We start from the raw sequence: 21,902 nt of genomic DNA on the forward strand, positions 1-21,902 counted from the left end.
ACGATGAAGCAGGGGAAATATAGAGGGCAAGATTGGCTGCGCGACTTGGTGAAGGATACCGCCATTATTTTTTGTATTTTGTTTATGATCGCCATGATGTGGGAGAGCCAAAAGACCGACGCGGCCGTGGCCGGCGGGCCGATTCCGCAGGAATCCATCCGCCTGCGCATCCTGGCCAATTCCGATAATCCGGATGACCAGCTGGTCAAACGCGAGATTCGCGATGCCGTGGTAGCGGAGATGAACGGTTGGGTACAGGAGCTTGAGGACCCGCAAAGCCTGGATCAGGCGAGAACGACGATCCGGGAGCATTTGCCGGAACTGAACGATCTGGTGGGCCGTGAGCTGGAGAAGAGAGGCATTCATTACGATTACAATGTTGAACTTGGTATCGTGCCGTTTCCGACCAAACTGTACGGAGGTACAGTGTATCCAGCCGGGAACTATGAAGCACTGCGGATCACATTAGGGGCAGGCAACGGTCAAAATTGGTGGTGCGTGCTGTTCCCTCCGCTCTGCTTCATCGATGCGGCCAGCGGAGATGCTGCGGCTCAGCCCGCCGATGCCAAGGCTCAGTCTGCGGATGCCAAGGTTGACGCTAAGGGTGCCGTGACCACTGCGTCGGCCAAGGTGACGGATACTGCAGCCGTTCAAGCTTCCGGGAAAGCAGCTGCCGATGCTTCCCAGCCGGAAGTTCGCTTCTTCCTGGTAGACATGCTCTCCGGGCTGTGGTCCTGGCTGACGGGGCTGTTCGCTTAGGAACTAGCGGCCATCCTGTCCAAGGGCATGCGTCATGGAGATTTTGCAGATGTGCTATAATATAACATACCAATTTCGATGACAGGAATGAACAGCGATGAAAGGTTTGAACCAAGGGCAGGATGGAGGAGGCGCTCCTTCCACCCATGATGCAAATAAGAGCCATGCCACACCGGTATGGGATGTGACCGTATTGATGGGACGCAGCACCGCTGCCGCAGAAGCAGAGAGGGAAGCGGTGTCCCGTGCAGAGCAGTCGATCGGCCGGGCAGCCGCCATTCTACGGGATGGCGGTACCGTTGCTTTTCCGACCGAAACCGTCTACGGCCTTGGGGCGGATGCCCGGAATACGGAGGCTGTCGAGGCGATTTTCAAGGCCAAGGGCCGTCCGTCCGACAATCCGCTCATCGTCCACATTGCGGATGCAAGCCAATTGGGCGGGCTCGTGACGGAGGTCAGCGATACGGCGCGTCGGCTGATGGCGGCCTTTTGGCCCGGTCCGCTGACGCTGGTGCTGCCGCTCCGTCCGGGCGTGCTGTCCCCGCGGGTAACAGCGGGGCTGACGACGGTCGGCATCCGGATGCCGGACCATCCGATCGCGCTGAAGCTGATCGGTGAATCCGGCTGTCCGGTGGCGGCGCCGAGCGCCAACCGCTCGGGACGGCCGAGCCCGACGCTCGCGAGCCATGTCGAGGAAGATTTGAGCGGGCTGATCGACGGTATTCTGGACGGAGGGCCGACCGGGGTCGGCCTTGAATCCACCGTCGTACAGGTCCAGGAGGATGGCAGCGTCACCGTTCTCCGGCCCGGCGGCATTACGAGCGAGCAGCTGGCCGCCGCTTCCGGGGTAGCGGTGACGACCGATCCGGGGATCGAACGCTCACCGGATGAAGAGGAGATCGCCGCACCGAAATCGCCCGGCATGAAATATACGCACTACGCTCCCAAGGGGGCGCTCACCATTGTGCAGGGCGGCACGCCGGAGCAGGTCTCCGACTGGATCGATGAGCAGCTGAAGGCCGCGGCGGCACGCGGGGAGAGAACCGGCGTGATGGCTTTCGAGGAGCACATCGGCCGTTACGCCGCGGATTGCGTGCAGTCCCTCGGCAGTCTTGCCGGGCTGGAAGCAGCCGCCCACCGGCTGTACGCCGCTCTTCGCCGCATGGATGAAGAAGGCGTGACGTTTATTTTGTCGGAAGCCTGTCCGGAAGAAGGTCTGGGCGCCGCCATCATGAACCGGCTCCGCAAGGCCGCCGGACAGCGGATTGTCCGCTTGTGACCGCTCGCCGCACCTATTAAGAGACATCATTTACCTCTTGTCCGCATATGGTTGTACAAGAACCTAACGGACATGGGGGAATAGGGATGTTAGAGACTTCTGCCGGTTTAGGGCAGCTAATGACAATCATGATAATGGCCGTCGCATTAGGACTGGATGCATTCTCTCTGGGCGTAGGAATCGGCATGAAAGGAATCCGGCTGCTGCATATTCTCAAGATCAGCCTGCTGATCGGCCTTTTCCATGTGTTGATGCCGCTGCTGGGAATGTTTATGGGATATTACGTCAGTTCGCTGCTCGGACAAGTTGCCGCCCTGGTTGCCGGCGGGCTGCTTGTGCTGCTGGGCGGACACATGGTCCTGAATTCCTTCAAAACAAGCGAAACGCGAATGGTGGATCACCGCTCTTTGCTGGGGATGCTGCTGTTTTCGCTCAGCGTCAGCATTGACTCCTTTTCGGTAGGCGTATCCCTGGGGATGTTTGAGAGCAATCGGATTCTGACCGTACTGGCTTTCGGGATCTGCGGAGGCGCGATGGCCGTGCTTGGACTTCTGCTCGGCAGGAGGGTAAGCCGGAATCTCGGCGAATACGGGGAGGCCCTTGGCGGCGCGATTTTGCTGGCATTTGGCCTCGCCTTTATCTTTTGATACAATATCGGCAAAGACACTTCGGGAGGTGCTAGAGACGTGAAGCATATTTTGTTTGTCTGTACGGGAAACACGTGCCGCAGCCCGATGGCCGAAGCTCTGCTTCGCAAGCTGGCCAAGGAGCGCAGCGTTCCGCTCGAAGTCCGTTCGGCCGGCGTGGCCGCCCTTGAAGGGACACCCATCTCGCGCCATGCGGAAGCGGTGCTGCGGGACCACGAGATCGATGAGGATTTGACCGCCAAGCCGCTCAGGGCCGACACGGTGGATTGGGCGGATTTGATTTTGACACTGACCCAGGGGCATAAGCAGCATGTGATCCGGAGCTTTCCGCTCGCGGCTGACAAAATTTATACCCTGAAGGAATACACCGAAGATGACGAGAACGTGATCAAGGACCTGCAGGAGCTCGACAGCCTGTACGCCACCTGGGAAATGAAGCGGGCGCTCGGGCAGCAGCTGGAGGACGAGGAACGGGAGCGGCTGATCGAGATCCAGCAGCGGATCCCGAGTTTTGATATTTCGGACCCGTTCGGCGGATCCCGCGACGATTACGATGTAACCGCCGCAGAAATCCGCGCCGCCATCGAGCGGCTGCTGGATAAGCTGGAGGCGTTCCGTACATTTTAAGGAAGAAGCTTAGTTTGGCATTTGGGCGGAAGCCTAGTTGAAAAAATGGAGTAAATTTGCAGATTGATTTTCATCGCGTCATGCTTTATGATGAAGGTGAAAAACATCGGTTCCGGTGTAACTGGCGACAATGTGGATCCAACCACGATGGAGCACCGGAATATACGGCCGGTCGCCTGGGCAAAAGAGCAATTCTGCGGAATGATCCGCGGACTGCTCTTTTTTTCGTCTAGTGGCTGCAAATGAGTTATAATGGTACAAGAAGTCACGGGAATACCGGGGAGCGCTAGATTCGTTTCTCTGTATTGCGCGAAATTTTAGGAGGTTTTTCGAAAGATGAAAATTGCTGTTGGAACAGATCATGCGGGTATACGTTTGAAAGAAGACATCATTGCCGTGATCGAAGGAATGGGGCATCAAGTTGCGGATGTGGGATGCGGATGCACGGATTCCGTGGACTATCCCGACTATGCTCTCCCTGTGTGCGAGCTGGTTACCAAAGGCGAGGCCGACCGGGGAATCCTGATCTGTGGAACAGGCATCGGCATGAGCATCGCGGCGAACAAGGTTCCGGGCATCCGGTGCGCCTTGGTCCACGATGTGTTCTCGGCGATCGCCACCAGGGAGCATAACGACTCCAACGTGCTGGCGATGGGTGAACGCGTCATCGGTCCGGGTCTGGCCCAGGAAATCGTCAAGGCTTGGCTGGGCACGGAGTTCAGCGGCGGCGAGCGTCATGTCGGGCGCGTGAACAAGATTAAAGCGATTGAAGAGCGGTATCTGCACAATTAGGGAGGTTTTCTCATGGAAAGCATGTCAGGTGGCAGTCCATTGGAAGTTTCGCTGGGAGAACAGGTATCCCAAATCCTTCATGAGCTGGTGGAAGCCGCAGGGCTTGGCCCTGGTAAGGTACTGGTTGTCGGAACGAGCACCAGTGAGGTGGCCGGGAAACGCATCGGCACTTCCGGGGCACTCGGGGTTGCTGAGGAGCTACTGCAGGCGATCGGCGAGGTCCGGGCCAAGTTCGGCTTCGACACGGTGTTTCAGTGCTGCGAGCATTTGAACCGGGCGCTTGTGATGGAGCGTTCCGTTCTGGAGCGCCTTCGTTTAACCGAGGTCGCCGCCGTTCCTGTTCCGAAAGCGGGCGGCTCTATGGCTGCCGCTGCTTACCGTTCCATGAAGGAGCCTTGCCTGGCCGAAGCGATCGAAGCTCACGCGGGCATCGACATCGGCGAGACGATGATCGGCATGCATCTGCGGCGTGTGGCGGTGCCTTTCCGCCCGACCCTGCGCTATGTGGGGCACGCGCGCGTGAATGCGGCCTACACGCGGCCCAAGCTGATCGGCGGCGAACGGGCGGTGTACCGTCTGGATGAAGAAGCCGGCAGAGCCGACCGTGACGGCGGCAGTTCAGATCTTTGCGATTAACATGAGCGGATGATTGAAACAAACATTTTATTTTGAATTCCAATAAGGGAGGAACTATTAACATGGATCAATTGCGTAAGAAGGACCCGGCTGTACTCGAGGCCATGAACTTGGAACTGAAGCGTCAGCGTGCGAACATCGAGCTGATCGCATCGGAGAATATTGTCAGTGAAGCGGTTATGGAAGCCATGGGCTCCGTCCTCACGAACAAATACGCCGAAGGATATCCGGGAAAGCGGTACTACGGCGGCTGCGAGCGCGTCGATATCGTTGAAGATATTGCCCGTGACCGTGCGAAAGAGCTGTTCGGAGCCGAGCATGCCAACGTGCAGCCGCACTCCGGCGCTCAGGCCAACATGGCCGTATACCTGGCAGCGCTGAAACCAGGGGATACCGTACTCGGGATGAACCTTGCCCATGGCGGACACCTGACGCACGGAAGCCCGGTGAACGCTTCCGGTCTGCTGTACAACTTCGTCGCTTACGGGGTCCAGGAAGATACGTTCCTCATTGATTATGACGAAGTCCGTAAGCTTGCGTTCAAGCATCGTCCGCGCCTGATCGTCGCCGGTGCGAGCGCCTATCCGCGTACGATTGATTTCGAAGCTCTCGCTTCGATCGCCAATGACGTAGGCGCGCTGTTCATGGTCGACATGGCTCATATCGCGGGCCTGGTTGCAGCCGGGCTTCATCCGAACCCGGTGCCTCACGCCCATTTTGTCACGACGACAACGCACAAAACGCTCCGCGGACCACGCGGCGGTATGATTCTGTGCAAGCAGCCTTGGGCTGCGGCCATCGACAAGGCCGTCTTCCCGGGCACGCAAGGCGGTCCGCTGATGCACGTTATCGCGTCCAAAGCCGTAGCCTTGGGCGAAGCGCTGGACCCATCGTTCAAAACCTATGCCGAAAACGTAGTGAAGAACGCCAAAGTATTGGCTGAGACGCTGATCAGCGAAGGCCTGAACATCGTATCCGGCGGCACAGATAACCACCTGATGCTGGTGGATACCCGCAGCGTAAACATTACAGGGAAAGACGCCGAGAAGGTGCTGGACTCCGTGGGCATCACCGTCAACAAAAACGCCATTCCGTTCGATCCGACCAGCCCGTTCGTGACGAGCGGAATCCGGATCGGTACGCCGGCTGCGACTTCCCGCGGCATGGATGAAGCGGCAATGGTGGCGATCGGCAAAATCATCGCCATGACGCTGAAGTCGCCTAAGGACGAAGCCGTGCTGTCCAAAGCAGCGGCGATGGTGAAGGAACTGACGGATCAATATCCGCTGTATCCTGAACTTAACTACTAATAGGACACAGATCTTGAGAAGTAAATGTCTGTGAGGAAATAAGGGACTGGGGAAATGTTCTCCGGTCCCTTTTTTTAGAGATAAGAAATAGAGATTTTCCGAGGTTTCGAGGCTAACCATCCTGATCTCGCAAAAGAAACTCCCGCTAAACGCCTTCTGTTTTCTGAGAATGTACGCCGATAAAACGTTTTTCTTTTCGCTCTCAGAAGCCGTATAGGTCAATACACCTTTCTGCCGTCATAGCGGATGTATGCCTTCACACTCTTAGAGTGGCTTTTATATAGTAGTTCAGAGGGAGCTGCTAGATTTAAGACTGGTAGATGCGAAGGGCAGATGTTAGATTGGCGGGTCTTTACGGGGTGCTTACACCATGCAGGTTCCCTTGCGCGGTCTTTCGTTTAACGTTTAAGCCGGCTGATCTTTGGGCCAGAATAAACATATCTTTCTTGGGTGCAAATTCATTTCCAGGAATGATATAATAAATAAGATTTGTGTACTTGCATGTATCGTATGCGAATGGGCATTTAACTAACCGGCAATGACAGCACTTAGACTTACGATTTAACCGGAGGGACTAACATGGGAAAACTGGTGATTTGTGATCACCCTTTGATTCAACACAAACTGACATTTATCCGCGATGTGCGGACGAACACGAAAGATTTTCGCGAACTGGTCGATGAGGTTGCTTCCTTAATGGCTTACGAAATTACACGCGAGGTTCCGCTCGAGTCGGTCAAGGTGCAGACACCCGTCGCTGAGATGGACGGCAAGGTTCTGGCGGGCCGCATGCTCGGGCTGATTCCGATCCTGCGCGCCGGGCTCGGCATGCTCGACGGCATGCTGAAGCTGATTCCCGCCGCCAAGGTGGGACATGTCGGCTTGTTCCGCGATCCGGAAACGCTGCAGCCTGTCGAGTATTACACGAAGCTGCCGACGGACGTGACCGAGCGCGAGCTGATCGTCATCGATCCGATGCTGGCGACCGGTGGATCGGCTATTGCCGCAATCGACGTCCTGAAGAAGCGGGGGTGCACCCAGATCAAGATGATGAACCTGATCGCCGCGCCGGAAGGGGTCAAAGCCGTGCAGGAAGCCCATCCTGACGTGGACATTTATGTGGCGGCCCTGGACGAGAAGCTGGACGATCACGGCTATATCATTCCGGGACTGGGAGACGCCGGAGACCGGCTGTACGGAACCAAGTAAGGAGAGGGAAACCATATGTCAAAAATTAAAGTGATGACGATCTTCGGGGTGCGCCCGGAAGCCATCAAGATGGCTCCGCTCATCTTAGAACTGCAGAAGCATCCCGAACATATCGAATCCGTCGTCTGCGTAACGGCCCAGCACCGTCAGATGCTGGATCAGGTACTCGAGGTGTTCAAGATTACGCCGGATTTCGATCTGGACGTCATGAAAGAGAACCAGACGCTGAATGAGGTGACCATCCGCGTTCTGCAGGGCCTGGAGCCGGTTTTGAAAGAGGCCAAGCCTGATATCGTTCTGGTACACGGAGACACGCTGACGACCTTCCTGGCCAGCTATGCGGCCTTCCTGCAGAAGATCCAGGTAGGACATGTCGAAGCGGGCCTGAGAACGTGGAACAAGCTCTCCCCTTATCCGGAGGAGATGAACCGGCAGCTGACCGGCGTGCTTGCCGATCTTCATTTTGCCCCGACAGACTGGTCTGCAGGCAACCTGAAGAAGGAGAACAAGAACGAGTCCCACATTTACGTGACTGGCAATACCGTTACCGACGTGTTCCAGTACACCGTCAAGTCGGATTATCACCATCCGGTGCTCGACTGGGCGCAAGGCAAACGGCTGATCCTGATGACGGCGCACCGGCGCGAATCGCAGGGCGAGCCTCATCTGAACATCTTCCGTGCCGTGAAGCGGATCGCTGACGAATTCGATGATATCGCCATCGTGTATCCGGTCCATCCAAGCCCGGCGGTCAAAGAACCGGCGCATCAAATTTTGGGCAATCATCCAAGAATTAAGCTGATTGAACCGCTGGATGTTGTAGACTTGCACAATTTTTATCCGCATACGCATCTGATCTTGACGGACTCCGGCGGTCTTCAGGAAGAAGCTCCATCCTTCGGTGTACCGGTGCTGGTCCTCCGTGACACGACCGAGCGTCCGGAAGGGATCGAGGCGGGAACGCTCGAGCTGGTCGGAACGGATGAGGAACAAGTGTACGGACGGACGAAGCATTTGCTGACCGATCAGGAAGCCTATAACGCGATGAGTGGCGCCGCAAATCCATACGGAGATGGCAAGGCGTCCCAGCGGATTGTCGACGCGATTTTGCATCATTTTGGCATCAAAAATGAACGTCCGGAACAATTTCACAGAATGTTCACAAAGGAAAGTTAAGCCATATTCTGAGGGCAAAGAGTACAGCATACAGTTAAACTGTACGGTTGACACGGATTTGCGGACTTTTTGCAGTGATTTTAGTCACATTTCCAGCCAGTTTCGACACGGATTTGTTCAATTGACAAACTCTCGGGTCATTCAGTAAAATGAACTGGGATTAGAGGGTGGACAGAGATGAATCAACCTGATAAGCCGCAAAAATCCAATAAAAATGCTGCAAGCCCTCTGAAGTATGCGGGCCTTGTAAGCGCCATCGGAATCGATCTGGCTGCATGTACTTTAGGGGGCTTTTATCTCGGCTCTTGGCTGGACAAGATTTGGGGAGGACCCGGACTCTGGATCGCATTCGGAGTTTTGCTGGGTCTGGCGATTGGCGGCGTAAGCGTTTTTATGATCACCAAGGCAGTCATGGGGGAAAGTGATGAGTGAACTATGGAAATACCGCAGGGTATTGACTAGAGCGACACTTTATTTCCTGGCTCTTTGCTTCTTGGGTGCTGCTGTCTTCCCGCAATACCGGAGTATAGCGCTGGGTATGGTGCTTGGCTCCAGTGTCAGCCTTGCCAATAGCTTTTATTTGGGCTATAAAGTGCAAAAAGTGTTGGATTCAGTCGAAGGCGGGGGCGGCAAGAGAGTAAATATGGGTTTTCTGACCCGTGCAGCCCTCAGTGTGCTGGCCGTCGTTGTGGCCTATCAAAGGCCGGAGACGTTTAACCTGTATGCCGTTGCGGCAACACTGGTATTGGCACAGTTTCTTCTCTTATTCATAGGGATTCGATTGTCTCGTAAACAGGAGTAGACCTTCAACTGAGAAAGGGGTGAGAAAAACATGCATACATCACCGATTATTGAATTGGGCGGCATAAAATTCGACCTTTCCACAATCCTGATGCTCATCGTAACCTCCGTAATCGTGTTTGTGATCGCGAAGCTGGCAACCCGTAATTTGTCAGTCGAAAACCCGGGGAAATTGCAGAATTTCATGGAATGGACGGTGGAATTCGTCCAGAACCTGATTTCCAGCACGATGGATTGGAAGAAGGGGAAGCACTTTCTGTCCCTTGGATTGACGTTTATTATGTTTATCTTCGTCGGCAACCTCTTGGGTCTTCCATTTGGTATCGTCACAGGCGTTCATGATCCGGAACATGCTCATATCTTTGGTAAGGAACTCGTTTCTGTTACACAAGAATTTGCAAAGCATCCGGATGTAGAAGAAGTCGAGATCGCCTGGTGGAAATCTCCGACGGCTGATGCTTCGGTTACCATGGGACTCGCGTTTATCGTATTCTTCCTATCGCACTTCCTTGGAATGACCAGAAATACAAAGAGTTATTTCAAGCACTATTTCCAACCTTATTGGTTCTTCTTCCCGATTAACGTTATCGAGCAGTTTGCGAAGCTGCTGACGCAGGGCATGCGTCTATTCGGTAACATCTTCGCGGGTGAAGTGCTGATCTCGGTTCTGTTGAAACTGACCGCACTCGGCGTAGGCGGATACATCGCTTCCGTGCTCGGTCTCGTCGTTTGGCAGGGCTTCAGTATTTTCGTCGGCGCCATTCAGGCCTTCGTATTTACGATCCTGACGATGGTTTATATCTCTCAGATGATCGAGAGCCACGACGAGCACGAACATTAGCTTCAAAGTTAAGCTTGGAGTTTTCTTTCTTCACTCTTAACTAAACATAAATAATAATAAAATACACATCTCTAAGGAGGATTTTACAAATGGGAGTTTGGGCATTTCTTGCAGCTGCGATTGCAGTAGGTTTGGGCGCACTTGGCGCAGGTATTGGTAACGGTCTGATCGTAAGTAAAACGGTTGAAGGTATCGCTCGTCAGCCAGAAGCGAAATCCACGCTTCAAACGACAATGTTTATCGGTGTAGGTCTGGTCGAAGCCCTTCCAATCATCGGTGTCGTACTCGCGTTCTTGTTCTACGCAGGAGCTTAATTTAAGCAGTAAGGTTTGGCGGGGAAGGCCACGGCCATCCGCGCCTTCTTTTTAGCCGTCAGATAAGGAAGGTTCTTGGATCCTTCCTTATCTGATTGTCTGATGAACAAGACTGAACGTGCACCGGAAAGGAGTGACTAGATTGACTATTATCCCTTCGTCTTTCATTGTGGCATTGATTGCGTTTGTGATTCTGTATTGGCTTCTGAGCAAATACGCTTTCGGTCCGTTGTTCTCCATTATGGAGAAGCGCCGTGAGCTTGTGACGAGTCAAATGAACGAAGCGGCACAAACCCGCGAACAAGCCATTGCTTACGTAGAAGAGCAGAAAAAAGCTCTGGAAAATGCTCGTAAAGAGGCTTACGACATTATCGAACAATCCAGACAAACGAGCAGCAAGCAGGCTGACCAAATTATGGAACAAGCCAAGGCAGAAGCTTCTCGTATTAAAGAGGACGCTGTCCGCGATATCGCAAGCGAAAAGAACAAGGCGGTTCAGGAGCTGCGCAGCGAGCTGGGCGCCGTATCCGTGAAGATCGCATCCAAGCTGCTTGAGAAGGAAGTCAGCAGCGACAAAGCTCAGGAAGAGCTCGTGGACCAGTACCTTAAAGAGGTAGGGGGCAGACCATGAGCCGGGAGACAATAGCAGCCAAGCGTTATGCGAAGGCGCTGTTTGAAGTGGCTGCGCAGCAGCAGAAGACGCTGGAAGTGGAGCAGGAGCTCAAGGCCGTTGTTGGGGCCATTACCCAGGATGACGAGATCCGCCGTTTTATCTCCACGCCCAACATTGCCGTATCGGTGAAACTGGATGTGCTGAAGAAGGCCCTTCAAGACAAAGTATCCCAGCCGGTCATGAACACCGTTGATATGCTGATCGAGCGGGGCAGAGCGGATCTGTTCGCCGACCTGCTGGACAGCTACGTCCGGATCGAAGGCGAAAGCCTTGGACTTGCCGACGCCACGGTGTACTCCACCTATCCGCTGAGCGACCAGGAAATCGAAACGGTTGCCGCGGAGTTTGGAGCATTGGCTAAGAAGAAAATTCGCGTAACCAACGTGATTGATAAAAATCTGCTCGGCGGTGTAAAAGTCGTCATCGGCGATATGCTGTACGACGGCAGTTTGGCAGGGAAGCTGGAACGGCTTGAAAAGTCTTTTAACAGACTAGCACAGTAGATAGGGGTGAAGACACTTGAGTATCAGACCTGAAGAAATCAGTACGCTGATTAAAAGTCAAATTGAACAATATAAATCTGACATCGAAGTGGCCGAAGTCGGCACCGTTATTCAAGTAAGTGACGGTATCGCCCGTATTCACGGGATCGACAATGTTATGGCCGGTGAGCTCGTCGAGTTCGCCAACGGTGTCGTAGGCCTTGCGCTGAACTTGGAGGAAAGCAACGTAGGTGTCGTTATCCTCGGGCCTTACACAGAAATCAAAGAAGGCGACCAAGTGAAACGTACCGGACGCATCATGCAGGTTCCTGTTGGGGAAGCTCTGCTCGGACGCGTTGTCAATCCGCTTGGTCAGCCAGTGGACGGCAAAGGACCGATCGAAGCTTCTGCTTATCGTCCGGTTGAGAGCAGTGCGCCAGGCGTTATCGACCGTAAATCGGTTCATGAGCCAATGCAAACCGGTATCAAAGCGATTGACGCTCTCGTGCCAATCGGCCGCGGACAGCGCGAGCTGATCATCGGTGACCGTCAAACGGGTAAAACCCAAATCGCGATCGATACGATCATTAACCAAAAAGGCAATGGCGTGAAATGTATCTATGTCGCCATCGGCCAAAAGCAATCGACGGTTGCGCACGTCGTGGAAAACCTTCGCCGTCACGGCGCCCTGGACTACACGATCGTCGTTACCGCATCGGCTTCCGAGCCTTCTCCGCTCTTGTACATCGCTCCTTATGCGGGCTGTGCAATGGGTGAGTACTTCATGTACAAAGGCGAGCATGCCTTGATCATCTATGATGACTTGTCGAAGCAGGCAGCGGCATACCGCGAATTGTCCCTGCTCCTCAGACGTCCTCCAGGCCGCGAAGCTTATCCTGGTGACGTATTCTATCTGCATTCCCGTTTGCTGGAACGCGCGGCGAAGCTGTCCGATGAACTCGGCGGTGGTTCATTAACCGCTCTGCCTTTCATTGAAACACAGGCGTCCGACGTATCCGCATATATCCCAACCAACGTTATTTCGATCACGGACGGACAGATCTTCCTTGAGTCCGAACTGTTCTATGCTGGACAGCGTCCGGCGATCAACGTAGGTATTTCCGTATCCCGGGTAGGTAGCTCCGCGCAGCTCAAGGCGATGAAAAAAGTCGCCGGCGGTTTGAAGCTGGATCTGGCCCAGTACCGCGAGCTTCAAGCGTTCTCCCAATTCGGTTCCGACCTTGACAAATCCACGCTGGCCCGTTTGAACCGTGGTGCGAGACTGATGGAAATCCTCAAGCAGGGGGTTAACCAGCCGCTCAGCGTTGAGCAGCAGGTAGCCAGCTTGTACACGGCAGTCAGAGGACACCTGGACGACATTCCTGTCGGCGACATCCGTCGTTTCGAGAGCGAATTCCTGGCGTTCCTTGAAAGCAACCATCCTGAGATCATGGCATCCATCCGCGATACCAAAGATCTGGTTGCCGACAACGAAACGGCTCTGAAAGCGGCTATTGATAAATTTAAAAGAGGCTTTGCTGTGATGGCGTAAGCCTGGACGTGAACCGGGCCGAAAGGCTCGGGTTCATCTTTTTAGATATGTGCATCGAAGTCTGCTTTGACGATGTCAAAGCTCAGTAAATGCTTTCGAAGTAACTTTAGCATTGCTAAAGTTCAGTTTCGCTTACGAAGTTAGCTTTGACTTCGTCAAAGCTTGAAGGTGGTGAAAACATGGCAAGAGGATTACGCGAAATTAAACGTCAGATCAAAAGTATTCAAGGCACGAAGCAGATCACGAAGGCGATGGAAATGGTCGCTGCCTCCAAGCTGAGAAGAGCCCAGGAAATGGCGCAGCATTCCCGTCCTTACTCCGAGAAGCTGAAGGAAGTGGTCTCCAGCATCGCGTCCGGTACCAAAGGCATCAAGCATCCGATGTTTGAGAAACGTCCCGTGAAGAAAACCGGATACCTGGTCATCACCTCCGACCGCGGTCTTGCGGGCGGTTCGAACGCCAACGTGTTGAAGCTTGTCTCGACGATGATTAAGGAGCGCCATAAGTCCAACGACGAGTACGAATTGTTTGTGATTGGACGGAAAGGCCGCGACTACATGCGCCGCAGAGAGCTTCCGATTGTGAAAGAGGTTACGGACTTGTCCGATACGCCATCGTTTGCCGACATCAAGTCGATCGCTTCCGCAGCGGTCCGCGAGTTTGAGGAAGGCAAAATCGATGAGCTGTACGTCATCTACAACCGCTTTGTGAACGCGTTGACGCAAATTCCGGAAGCCAATCTGCTCCTGCCGATGGACAGCATGGAATCCGCAGCTTCTCCGGTGGCCAGCTACGAATACGAGCCGTCTCCGGAAGCCGTTCTGGAAGCGCTGCTTCCTAAATATGCCGAAACCTTGATCTTCAGCGCACTGCTGGACGCCAAAGCGAGTGAGCTGGGTGCCAAGATGACGGCGATGGGCGCGGCGACGAAGAATGCGACCAAGCTGATCAACGAATTGACGCTGTCTTACAACCGTGCGCGTCAGGCGGCGATCACGCAGGAAATTACGGAAATCGTATCTGGTGCGAACGCTCAGGTATAAGATTTTTAGACGGTGTCTTATTTTCGAATATCAGTTTTCATAACCCGGGGGTGCTTGTCCGCGTATGGAGAAGCCCCGCCTGGTTTTCAGCAGCAAACTCATCCTTAATCGGTCTGTCGGCTTCGGTTACCTGCGATAGACATGATCTATATTTCATAATAGAACCTTGCACGGAGCATACCGTTAAGCCGCATGGCTTACGATTTAGGTTTGCGAATACAGCAGACTTGTAGGAGGGAACAAAAAAGATGAACAAAGGACGCGTTGTCAGCATTATGGGTGCGGTTGTCGACATCGAATTCGAAAGAGGTCAACTACCGGAAATCTACAATGCAATTAAAGTTGAGGGCACAGTCGCTGGCGGACGCCAGATTGACTTGACTCTGGAAGCTTCAAACCATCTGGGCGATAACATGGTGCGCTGTATTGCCATGTCCTCCACTGATGGGCTTGTTCGTGGCATGGAGGCTGTTGATTTGGGCGGCCCAATTACAGTTCCGGTAGGATCCGCTACCCTTGGACGCGTATTTAACGTACTGGGTAAGCCGATCGACGAAGCGGGCGAAGTGACTTCCGAGGTTTCCAGCCCGATTCACCGTGAAGCACCAAAATACGACGAACTGTCGACCCAAGCAGAAATGCTGGAGACAGGGATCAAGGTTATCGACCTTCTCGCTCCTTACCAAAAGGGCGGTAAAATCGGTCTCTTCGGTGGTGCCGGCGTAGGTAAAACCGTTGCGATCCAGGAATTGATCAACAACATCGCTCAGGAACACGGTGGTATTTCCGTATTCGCGGGTGTAGGTGAACGTACCCGTGAAGGTAACGACCTGTACCACGAGATGAGCGATTCCGGCGTTATCAGCAAGACGGCGATGGTATTCGGACAGATGAACGAACCGCCGGGCGCCCGTCTTCGCGTGGCACTGACAGGTCTGACGATGGCGGAATACTTCCGTGATCAAGAAGGCAAAGACGTGCTGCTGTTTATCGACAACATTTTCCGCTTTACCCAAGCCGGTTCCGAAGTATCCGCCCTTCTCGGACGGATGCCTTCCGCGGTAGGTTACCAGCCAACGCTGGCAACCGAGATGGGTCAGCTTCAAGAGCGGATCACTTCCACGAAAAAAGGTTCCGTTACGTCGATCCAGGCGATCTACGTGCCTGCGGATGACTATACGGACCCGGCTCCAGCTACAACGTTTGCCCACTTGGACGCAACGACCAACCTGGAGCGTAAAATTTCCGAGATGGGTATCTATCCGGCGGTGGATCCGCTGGCATCGAGTTCCCGGATCCTGACGCCAGAAATCGTAGGCGAAGAGCATTACAACGTCGCTCAAGGCGTTAAGCGTCTCCTGGCCCGTTACAACGAGCTTCAGGATATCATCGCCATCCTCGGTATGGATGAGCTTAGCGAGGACGACAAGCTGATCGTAGGCCGTGCCCGCCGCGTACAGCGTTTCTTGTCCCAGCCATTCCACGTGGCAGAAGCGTTTAACGGCATGCCGGGTATTTATGTACCGGTTAAAGAAACGATCCGCAGTTTCAAGGAAATTCTCGAAGGCAAGCACGACGACCTTCCTGAAGCAGCCTTCCTCTTCGTTGGAACGATTGAACAAGCCGTAGAAAAAGCGAAGACGTTGGAATAGTGTCCTGCCGGGAGCTAACTGCTTCCGAAGTGAGCATTCAGGGAGGGATGTAAGTGAGCACCTTTTTATTGGAAATCGTCACACCGGACCACGTGGCTTATTCCGGAGAGGTGGACAGCCTGGTTGTACGCGGTGTGGAGGGTGAGCTCGGCATTTTGCCGAACCACATTCCGTTGGTCACCCCGCTGCGGGTTGCTCCGATTGCCGTGACGAGCGGCAAGAAAACCACCGAGATCGCGGTTAACGGCGGCTTTGTTGAAGTACGTAAAGACAAGGTTGTCGTTCTGGCTGAGAGCGCAGAGCTTCCTGAAGAGATCGATGTTGAACGCGCACGTGCCGCCAAAGAGCGAGCCGAGCGCCGTTTGGCAGCGGGCAAGCAGGATGAGATCGATTTCCGCCGTGCGGAAATGGCCCTGCAAAAAGCGATTAACCGGATCAATGTGGCCGGTCGTAAATAATAGTACAGAGAGCCTGTCTCGTTAAAGAGACAGGCTTTTTTATTGAAACGGGAAAAACCGAAGGTATAGTTCCTATGAAACCAGGGGATTCTTCTGTCATACAATCCCCCTATTCCATATAGAATATTGGTGCTGACTAGTCCAAATGACCTATTTATTTCCGAGGAAATTAGACAGAAAGCGCTTTACGATAAATTATTCAAAAATAAAGGAATTGGAACTGGATTCTTGAGGTCAAGGCAAGTATTATATAATAGTCCCTTGATGAGCTTGGTTGCTGGAAGGGACACCCAGCGTTCATCGTTATTCTTTTTTTAAATCAAGTGATGATGGAGGTAAGGGCATGGATTCGGACGTATCACAGAACATATCAAGCACCATCGGAGTCAGCGGTCTGATGTCCATTGTGGTGTCTTTGTTCTGCATCGGTTTGTCGTGGTGGGCGCTCCAGAACTTGAAGCTGGACCTGTTTATCAGGCATCCGAAGGGAGCTCAAGGGAAGCTGCTGCAGCTGCTGCTCGCGGTGGTACTGGGGCATTTCGTCGCTAAGTTTCTGCTCGATTATATCGGCTGGAGCAACATGATCCGGTATATGTTTTAACCGGTCAACGTTTGGTTATATCACTGATAGGCTGCTTGTAGGACTTCAGCAACTGAACATGGTTGAAAGATGTCGAATAATAACATTTTTTTATGTCAACAATGAAAAAGAACAGTTTAGGTGAGGCTGACGGCTCCACTTGCCGATGGTGGCAGGAAAGCCTTACACGTTTAAAAAAGATGTGGACCTGGAGCCGAAAAAGTCTGATTTCGTAACTCATCCCGCTTAGCGTGCCCTGATGCCGGCCGGCTTGAAGCGATAGTTCCTCCGGAGCATATTCGCCAAAAAACGCTTGTATCCGTCAAAAGGTCAGTGTTATGATGGAAGTTAGGGAATTAGCAATGTAATTTCTTGAATATCCAGAAATAAAGGAAAAATTGGACGCGGAGGGAATCATGATGAGCAAATTTATCGTCCGCGGTGGCAATAAACTGACCGGAAGCGTGAAAGTCAGCGGGGCAAAAAATTCTGTTCTTCCGATCATCGCTGCCTCTCTTCTTGGGGAAGAAGGAGAAAGCATCATTATCGATGCGCCTCCTCTTGACGATGTAATTACAATCAGTAAAGTATTGGAATCCATAGGTGCAGTCATTACATATGAAAAGGATGTAATGAGGGTCAATGCCCAAACGATTTCCTCATGTGAGGCACCTTATGAGTGGGTGCGGAAGATGCGGGCGTCTTTTCTGGTCATGGGTCCTCTGCTTACGAGAATGGGCCATACGCGGATTTCACTGCCGGGCGGGTGCGCCATCGGTACAAGACCTATCGATCAGCATCTGAAGGGCTTTGAAGCGCTGGGTGCCGAAATCAGCCTGGGACAAGGATACATTGAAGCGAAAAGTAATGGCAGACTGCGCGGGGCCAAGATCTATCTGGACGTGGCCAGCGTAGGTGCTACTGAAAATATTATGATGGCCGCCACGCTGGCTGAAGGCGTGACGGTGATCGAAAATGCGGCGAAAGAGCCGGAAATTGTCGATTTGGCGAACTACCTGAACGGCATGGGCGCGAAAGTGCGCGGCGCCGGTACCGGTATTATCCGGATCGAAGGCGTGGAGAAGCTGCACGGTACCGAGCATACGGTCATTCCGGACCGAATCGAAGCAGGCACCTACATGGTGGCGGCCGCGATTACCGGCGGAGACGTGTACGTTGAAGGCGCGATTCCGGATCATCTAGGTCCTGTGATTGCCAAGCTTGAGGAGATGGGCGTTGAGATCGAACCAGGCGAAAACGGCGTACGCGTAAAGGCGAACCATCCGCTTAAAGCGGTTGATATCAAGACGCTGCCGTATCCGGGCTTCCCGACCGACATGCAGTCGCAAATGATGGCGCTGCTGCTCAAGTCGGAGGGCACGAGCGTCGTGACCGAAACGGTGTTTGAGAACCGCTTTATGCATGTGGACCAGTTCCAGCTGATGAATGCGGAGATCAAGGTAGAGGGCCGCACGGCCATCGTAACCGGCGGTGCCAAGCTTACCGGCGCCAAGGTGTGCGCTACCGACCTTCGGGCCGGAGCAGCCTTGATTCTGGCGGGCCTCGTGTCAGAAGGAACGACAGAGGTCAGTGGTACGCATCATATCGACCGGGGCTATGTTCACCTGGCTGAGAAGCTGCAAGGCCTTGGAGCCGATATTTGGCGGATTTCCGTCGATGAGCCGACCTTGACTCAGCCGGCAGCGGCCAAGAAAGAGGCGGACAGCAAAGAAGAGGAAGTCAAGCTGGTGAATGTGCAGCCGACTTGGGTGTAAGTCCTTATTTGATCTTGTGATAGGCGGAACATTTTACTGGAAACGAATCATTGTACTGTAAACAAACAAACGGCCGGAGCTACGCGGCCATCCACCATAAGCAGCTGAGAAAAGACCAGGCCCGTTGCGGCCTGGTCTTATCTGTCGTCGACTGGTCTACGATCCATCATCTCCTTCGTTTTCGTCTCCCCAATCAAATTCTTTCTTATTATAAAGAGAGCTTTCCGAGTGAATGAACGATCCTGCCGATGTCACTGGGCCGTTTCGGCTCTGGGCCAGTTCATACTTCTTTATATACGATGCAGGGCATCGGGTTCTGACCCAGCCTATTTGTTCTCTTAAGGAATGGAAGGTTCCTTCTGATTGGAAGGCACAATCTCTGTTTCTCTTAAAAAGGGTTCTATCACTCTCAAGCCTCTCATATGTATGAATATCGGATGTAAACGGTGAAGACGGGTGCGGACGATAGCGCCGCGTCCCATCGATATCTGCCCGCCGCGCAGCCGGTATCCGGAAGGTCTAGTAACGAAGGACGAAGCATGGACGGAGGTTTGAGAGAATATGAAGGATCCACGCACACAATTAAAAATTCCCGTCGCTCCCAGAAGCGAAGCGCTCACGCCGGATGATCCGAGAAGCACGGCCCCCAAGCCGGGCAGGCCGCAGCTGACGCTGCTGCCCGGCCATGCTGCGCAGCCGCCAGAGGCTGCAGCGCCGGCGAGGCCGGAGCGCCAAGGCACGCTCCGGCCCGAAGCCCCGGGCGCGCCTGGCGGCGCCCGGCACACCAACGGGCGGCGCCCATGGACGCCGCCGCCAAGCCGCGGCCCGGCCAAAGGGCCGCGCCGCCCGGGCAGCGCCCGCAAGGTGCCCCCAGCCGCCCTGTGGGGGGCGGGCGGGGTGCTCGCACTGGCGCTGCTGCTGCCCACGCTGGTGGTGGTGTCTACGCACCACCACCCTGCGCCAGTGCCCGCGCCTATTCCGGCGCCGGCACCGGCCAAGCCTGCCGCGCCGCAAGCGGAGGCGCAGCTGCCGAACGTGTCCGTCTATCTGACGAAGACGGGACAAGTGGAAGTGCTGCCGATGGAAGACTACGTCACCGGCGTGCTGGCGGCCGAGATGCCGGCGGACTTTGAGCTTGAGGCGCTCAAAGCGCAGGCGATCGCGGCCCGCACCTTTATCGTCCGCCGACTCGTTGACGGCGACATGAGCGGCGTGCCGGACCGCAAGGCGATGGTGACCGATACGGTCAGCCACCAGGCGTATATCTCCAAGGAAGTATTGGAGAAGGAATGGAAGGCGCAGGGGAAATCCGCGGAGCTGGCCAAGCTGCAGCGGGCGGTGCAGGAAACTCGCAATACAATCATGACCTATAAAGGCAAGCCGATTACGGCATCCTTTTTCTCTACCAGCAACGGGTATACCGAAAATTCGGAAGATTATTGGAAGGAAGACATCCCGTATCTCCGCAGCGTAGCGAGTCCATGGGACAAAGAGCTGGCACCGGGGTACAAGGAAATGGTCACGATCAGCCGGAAAGATTTTATCACCAAGCTCGGTTTGGCCGGACAGGCTATCACGGTATCGACGGGTCAGCCTTTCATTCAGGTCTTGTCTACGACGGAGGGCCACCGGATTAAAGAGATTTCCATCGGCGGTCATGTGTTCAGCGGCCGGGAAGTGAGAGAGAAGCTGAACCTGCGGTCCAGCGAGTTTACTTGGAAGACCTCGGGGGCCGACATCCAGATCACCACGTACGGATACGGGCATGGCGTCGGGATGAGCCAGTGGGGCGCGGACGGAATGGCCAAGGAAGGGTCGACCGCCACGCAAATTCTCAAACACTACTATACGGGCATCGACTTTATGCAAGCTTCAAAACTGCTCTCAAAACCTTGAAAAAATAATATAAAGAGATACGTATAAAAGATTCCGCCCCGGTAACAATGTTACTGAGGTGATAAACATATGAATGAACAAAACAAAAGTAGTCAAAACCACGGCGAAGCTCCTAAAAAAGTGCAAGGAGAGCCTGTAAATCAGCCTTCTTCGTGGAAAAAGCTGTTGTCTAAACGGTGGGTATACCCGGCAGCTTACGTGGCCGCAGCAGCAATTATACTAACCTTAGTGTGGGTCTACCAGGATACCAGCCAGAAGAACCTTACCCAAGACCCCGCTAAAGTAACGGAGCAATCTACTACCGCTTCGGATGCTGCAGCCGGCAAAGACTCTGCCACAGACGCCAAGGACAATGCTGTTGAAGTAACCGCCAATGCCGAAGGTATGGTTTGGCCGGTGGCGAATGCCAAAGACGTAAAAGTCGTGAAGCCGTTCTATGATGAAAATGGTACCGAAGAAAATCATCAAGCCGCGATGGTTCAGTACGATGACACGTTCACTCCGAACGTCGGCGTCGACCTGGCCCGCGCAGATGATCAGGCGTTTGACGTCAAAGCCGCTCTCGGCGGAAAAGTCACTCGCGTCGATCTGAACCCGCCGCTGACGGGAACCGTAATCGAGATTACCCATGACAACAATCTCAAGACGGTCTACCAAAGCCTCTCGGACGCCAAAGTTAAACTGGGCGACACCGTGAAGCAGGGCGATACGATCGGCACCGCCGGACGCAGCGAAATCGAGAAGGAACTGGGCAACCACGTACACTTCGAGGTGTACGACAATGGAACTCCGGTCAATCCGGAAACCGTTCTTCCGAAGCAATAACCGAAAGCGTCAAGAAAAAATAAGCCTAAAGGCAGGGACAATCCCTGCCTTTTTGTGTGCAAACCCTTGTGAATGGCGGGAAAGGGCTCTTGGCAGCCCCCTCGATTTGCGGGGGTATTTTGCGCTGCCCGTAAAATAAATGGGCCTTGCGGAGCTTGTCAGGCTTGGAAAGCGCGAATATATAGGCACGCCCCTCATATAATGTACCAAACTATCCACAGTAGGGAGGCGGGAGCGTGCACGATTACATCAAAGAACGGACCATTAAAATTGGTCGTTGTATCGTGGAAACGAGACACACGGTCCGAACCATTGCCAAGGAATTTGGCGTATCGAAGAGCACAGTGCATAAGGATTTGACCGAACGTTTGCCGGAAATCAATCCCGATCTGGCTGATCAGGTTAAGCACATTCTGGAATACCACAAATCGATCCGTCATCTCCGGGGAGGCGAAGCGACCAAGATTAAGTATAAAAAGACCAGCGGAAAGAAACGGGAAGCCGTCGCTTCCGCCAAAGTCTGACCATCTGGGCTTCCGGGCCCGGTTCATATGATCTTGCGGCAGGGCACACCT

At 53.9% G+C, this 21,902-nt stretch carries 24 protein-coding genes and 1 riboswitch; all 24 genes read left to right on the top strand.

The window, feature by feature from the left end; genetic code table 11:
• The first annotated feature begins 36 nt into the window (after positions 1-36).
• The 24 genes from spoIIR (at position 37) to spoIIID (ending at position 21,851) form a co-directional block, all read left to right on the top strand.
• Positions 37-759, top strand: coding sequence for a stage II sporulation protein R (gene spoIIR / locus ABIE48_RS33485; RefSeq protein WP_145028265.1), 723 nt, complete (start codon positions 37-39; stop codon positions 757-759).
• A 196-nt stretch (positions 760-955) separates the two neighbouring features.
• On the top strand, positions 956-2,038 hold the full coding sequence (locus ABIE48_RS33490; protein ID WP_354520775.1) for an L-threonylcarbamoyladenylate synthase: 1,083 nt from the start codon (positions 956-958) through the stop codon (positions 2,036-2,038).
• An 86-nt stretch (positions 2,039-2,124) separates the two neighbouring features.
• On the top strand, positions 2,125-2,685 hold the full coding sequence (locus tag ABIE48_RS33495) for a manganese efflux pump MntP (RefSeq protein WP_076174701.1): 561 nt from the start codon (positions 2,125-2,127) through the stop codon (positions 2,683-2,685).
• A gap of 39 nt (positions 2,686-2,724) precedes the next feature.
• Positions 2,725-3,312 (top strand): low molecular weight protein arginine phosphatase, encoded by a 588-nt coding sequence (locus ABIE48_RS33500; protein ID WP_192716703.1) that lies wholly within the window; start codon positions 2,725-2,727, stop codon positions 3,310-3,312.
• Positions 3,313-3,419: 107 nt separating this feature from the next.
• Positions 3,420-3,501, top strand: a riboswitch (ZMP/ZTP riboswitch).
• A gap of 147 nt (positions 3,502-3,648) precedes the next feature.
• Positions 3,649-4,104, top strand: coding sequence for a ribose 5-phosphate isomerase B (rpiB, locus tag ABIE48_RS33505; RefSeq protein WP_076174695.1), 456 nt, complete (start codon positions 3,649-3,651; stop codon positions 4,102-4,104).
• Between the two features lie 21 nt (positions 4,105-4,125).
• Positions 4,126-4,740, top strand: a complete 615-nt coding sequence (locus tag ABIE48_RS33510) for a TIGR01440 family protein (RefSeq protein ID WP_116233566.1) — start codon at positions 4,126-4,128, stop codon at positions 4,738-4,740.
• Between the two features lie 62 nt (positions 4,741-4,802).
• Entirely contained in the window at positions 4,803-6,050 is a 1,248-nt protein-coding gene (glyA, locus tag ABIE48_RS33515) for a serine hydroxymethyltransferase (RefSeq protein WP_192716702.1), read from the top strand.
• Positions 6,051-6,629: 579 nt separating this feature from the next.
• Positions 6,630-7,259, top strand: a complete 630-nt coding sequence (upp, locus tag ABIE48_RS33520; protein WP_076174689.1) for a uracil phosphoribosyltransferase — start codon at positions 6,630-6,632, stop codon at positions 7,257-7,259.
• Positions 7,260-7,274: 15 nt separating this feature from the next.
• Positions 7,275-8,435 carry a non-hydrolyzing UDP-N-acetylglucosamine 2-epimerase gene (gene wecB, locus ABIE48_RS33525; protein ID WP_089549714.1) on the top strand — a complete coding sequence of 387 codons (1,161 nt, stop codon included), beginning with the start codon at positions 7,275-7,277 and terminating at the stop codon, positions 8,433-8,435.
• Positions 8,436-8,612: 177 nt separating this feature from the next.
• On the top strand, positions 8,613-8,867 hold the full coding sequence (locus tag ABIE48_RS33530) for an AtpZ/AtpI family protein (protein WP_076174685.1): 255 nt from the start codon (positions 8,613-8,615) through the stop codon (positions 8,865-8,867).
• The gene (locus ABIE48_RS33535) at positions 8,860-9,237 is read left to right on the top strand and encodes an ATP synthase subunit I (RefSeq protein WP_076174683.1); all 378 of its coding nucleotides are present in this window, start codon (positions 8,860-8,862) and stop codon (positions 9,235-9,237) included. The genes ABIE48_RS33530 and ABIE48_RS33535 overlap by 8 nt, the downstream gene beginning before the upstream one ends.
• A gap of 30 nt (positions 9,238-9,267) precedes the next feature.
• Positions 9,268-10,077 carry a F0F1 ATP synthase subunit A gene (gene atpB / locus ABIE48_RS33540; protein ID WP_192716701.1) on the top strand — a complete coding sequence of 270 codons (810 nt, stop codon included), beginning with the start codon at positions 9,268-9,270 and terminating at the stop codon, positions 10,075-10,077.
• A gap of 89 nt (positions 10,078-10,166) precedes the next feature.
• On the top strand, positions 10,167-10,391 hold the full coding sequence (atpE, locus tag ABIE48_RS33545) for a F0F1 ATP synthase subunit C (RefSeq protein ID WP_036706394.1): 225 nt from the start codon (positions 10,167-10,169) through the stop codon (positions 10,389-10,391).
• 142 nt (positions 10,392-10,533) lie between these two features.
• Positions 10,534-11,022: a F0F1 ATP synthase subunit B gene (gene atpF, locus ABIE48_RS33550; RefSeq protein WP_145028062.1), complete on the top strand. Its 489-nt coding sequence runs from the start codon at positions 10,534-10,536 to the stop codon at positions 11,020-11,022.
• Positions 11,019-11,567, top strand: coding sequence for a F0F1 ATP synthase subunit delta (locus tag ABIE48_RS33555; protein ID WP_089549717.1), 549 nt, complete (start codon positions 11,019-11,021; stop codon positions 11,565-11,567). Before atpF ends, ABIE48_RS33555 begins: the two co-directional genes overlap by 4 nt.
• Before the next feature lie 16 nt (positions 11,568-11,583).
• Complete coding sequence (atpA, locus tag ABIE48_RS33560) at positions 11,584-13,098, top strand: F0F1 ATP synthase subunit alpha (RefSeq protein WP_076174674.1); 1,515 nt, start codon at positions 11,584-11,586, stop codon at positions 13,096-13,098.
• A gap of 179 nt (positions 13,099-13,277) precedes the next feature.
• Entirely contained in the window at positions 13,278-14,141 is an 864-nt protein-coding gene (atpG, locus tag ABIE48_RS33565) for an ATP synthase F1 subunit gamma (RefSeq protein ID WP_076174672.1), read from the top strand.
• Between the two features lie 248 nt (positions 14,142-14,389).
• Entirely contained in the window at positions 14,390-15,793 is a 1,404-nt protein-coding gene (gene atpD, locus ABIE48_RS33570; protein ID WP_145028066.1) for a F0F1 ATP synthase subunit beta, read from the top strand.
• Between the two features lie 53 nt (positions 15,794-15,846).
• Positions 15,847-16,251, top strand: a complete 405-nt coding sequence (locus ABIE48_RS33575; RefSeq protein WP_076174668.1) for a F0F1 ATP synthase subunit epsilon — start codon at positions 15,847-15,849, stop codon at positions 16,249-16,251.
• Positions 16,252-16,594: 343 nt separating this feature from the next.
• Positions 16,595-16,852 carry a DUF1146 family protein gene (locus tag ABIE48_RS33580; RefSeq protein ID WP_076174666.1) on the top strand — a complete coding sequence of 86 codons (258 nt, stop codon included), beginning with the start codon at positions 16,595-16,597 and terminating at the stop codon, positions 16,850-16,852.
• A gap of 398 nt (positions 16,853-17,250) precedes the next feature.
• The gene (murA, locus tag ABIE48_RS33585) at positions 17,251-18,606 is read left to right on the top strand and encodes a UDP-N-acetylglucosamine 1-carboxyvinyltransferase (RefSeq protein WP_089549719.1); all 1,356 of its coding nucleotides are present in this window, start codon (positions 17,251-17,253) and stop codon (positions 18,604-18,606) included.
• A 561-nt stretch (positions 18,607-19,167) separates the two neighbouring features.
• Positions 19,168-20,502 carry a stage II sporulation protein D gene (gene spoIID, locus ABIE48_RS33590; protein ID WP_192716700.1) on the top strand — a complete coding sequence of 445 codons (1,335 nt, stop codon included), beginning with the start codon at positions 19,168-19,170 and terminating at the stop codon, positions 20,500-20,502.
• 69 nt (positions 20,503-20,571) lie between these two features.
• On the top strand, positions 20,572-21,327 hold the full coding sequence (locus ABIE48_RS33595; RefSeq protein ID WP_192716699.1) for a peptidoglycan DD-metalloendopeptidase family protein: 756 nt from the start codon (positions 20,572-20,574) through the stop codon (positions 21,325-21,327).
• A 236-nt stretch (positions 21,328-21,563) separates the two neighbouring features.
• Complete coding sequence (gene spoIIID, locus ABIE48_RS33600) at positions 21,564-21,851, top strand: sporulation transcriptional regulator SpoIIID (RefSeq protein ID WP_192716698.1); 288 nt, start codon at positions 21,564-21,566, stop codon at positions 21,849-21,851.
• The last annotated feature ends 51 nt before the right edge of the window (positions 21,852-21,902 follow it).

The sequence above is a fragment of the Paenibacillus sp. OAE614 genome (genome assembly GCF_040546645.1).
Taxonomy (GTDB): Bacteria; Bacillota; Bacilli; order Paenibacillales; family Paenibacillaceae; genus Paenibacillus_AQ; species Paenibacillus_AQ favisporus.